Origin of the sequence: Desulfovibrio sp. SGI.102 (assembly GCF_050314315.1) — a bacterium.
Classification (GTDB): domain Bacteria; phylum Desulfobacterota; class Desulfovibrionia; order Desulfovibrionales; family Desulfovibrionaceae; genus Desulfovibrio.
In genome coordinates this window covers 1-1,163 of the sequence record NZ_JBNPNC010000119.1, presented here as the reverse complement: position 1 = coordinate 1,163, position 1,163 = coordinate 1, and the positions used below count along the sequence as shown (strand labels likewise).

Genomic DNA, 1,163 nt, shown 5'->3' with positions numbered 1-1,163 from the left:
GGAATAAATGCCCCAAATGAAGGTGATTCTATTTATACAGCTTACCTTCGTGTTATAGACTTTATCTCAGGGATGACTGATAATTATGCAACATTTATATCAAAACAATTTTCAGGAACATAAAAGTATTATTTTACTCGTGTGAAATCTGAAAATTTTCTCGTCATCTCCGCCAGCCGGGCCACGGACATCCCCGCCTTCTACGGGGAGTGGTTCATGGCCCGGCTGCGGGCGGGCTTTTGCCGTCGGCGCAATCCCTTCAATAGTCGTCAGGAGAGCCTCATCTCCTTTGCCCGCACGCGTGTTTTCGTCTTCTGGAGCAAGCATCCCGCGCCCTTCCTGCCGCATCTGGCGGAGATCGCGGCCACAGGCCGGCAATTCTACTTCCAGTACACCCTCAATGCCTACGAGGCCGAGGGGCTGGGCCCGGCCTGCCCTCCCTGTGCCGCCGTCTGGAGACGTTCAAGCGGCTGGCGGACAGCATCGGCCCGCAGCGGGTCATCTGGCGTTGCGATCCCCTCATCGTGGGCGGCCGCTTGAGTACGGATGTCCTGCTGGAACGTATCGACCGGCTGGGGCGTGAGCTTTCCCCCTATACGGAAAAGCTCGTCTTCAGCTTCGTGGACATGTACCACAAGACCGCCGCTGCCCTGCAAAGGCTCGATCCGGCCTACCGCGCGCCCACGGTGGACGAGATGCGGGAGCTGGCCCGGGGCATCGCGACCCTGAACGCCGGTTGGCCGCACCGGCTGGAGCTGGCCACCTGCGCCGAAGGCATCGACCTGAGTGCCCTGGGCATCCATAAAAACAAATGTATCGACGATGTCCTCATCCGCCGCCTGTGCCCGCAGGATGCGCTGGTGCAGGCCGAGCTGGCACCCCGCCGGCAGCTCTCCCTCCTGCCCGGCATGGAGACGGCCGCCAGCGCGTCCAAGGATACGGGCCAGCGCACGGCCTGCGGCTGCATCCCCAGCAAGGACATCGGCGCCTATGACAGCTGCCCGCACTTCTGCGTCTATTGCTACGCCAACCGTTCGGAGCAGGCGGTGCGCGCCAATCTTCTGCGCTGCCGCCAGCAGCAGCCCAAAATGCGGGAATGTCTGCTGCCGTAGAGTGGTGTGGGGCGTCCATCTGTCATGAACGATTTTGCGGGGTATTTAGAG

Annotated in this window: 1 pseudogene; it reads left to right on the top strand. The window is 60.6% G+C overall.

The annotated features are described in order from the left end of the window. Positions 1-216 precede the first annotated feature (216 nt). Positions 217-1,112 (top strand): annotated as a pseudogene (locus ACQRCJ_RS12420) (DUF1848 domain-containing protein). Positions 1,113-1,163: the final 51 nt, after the last annotated feature.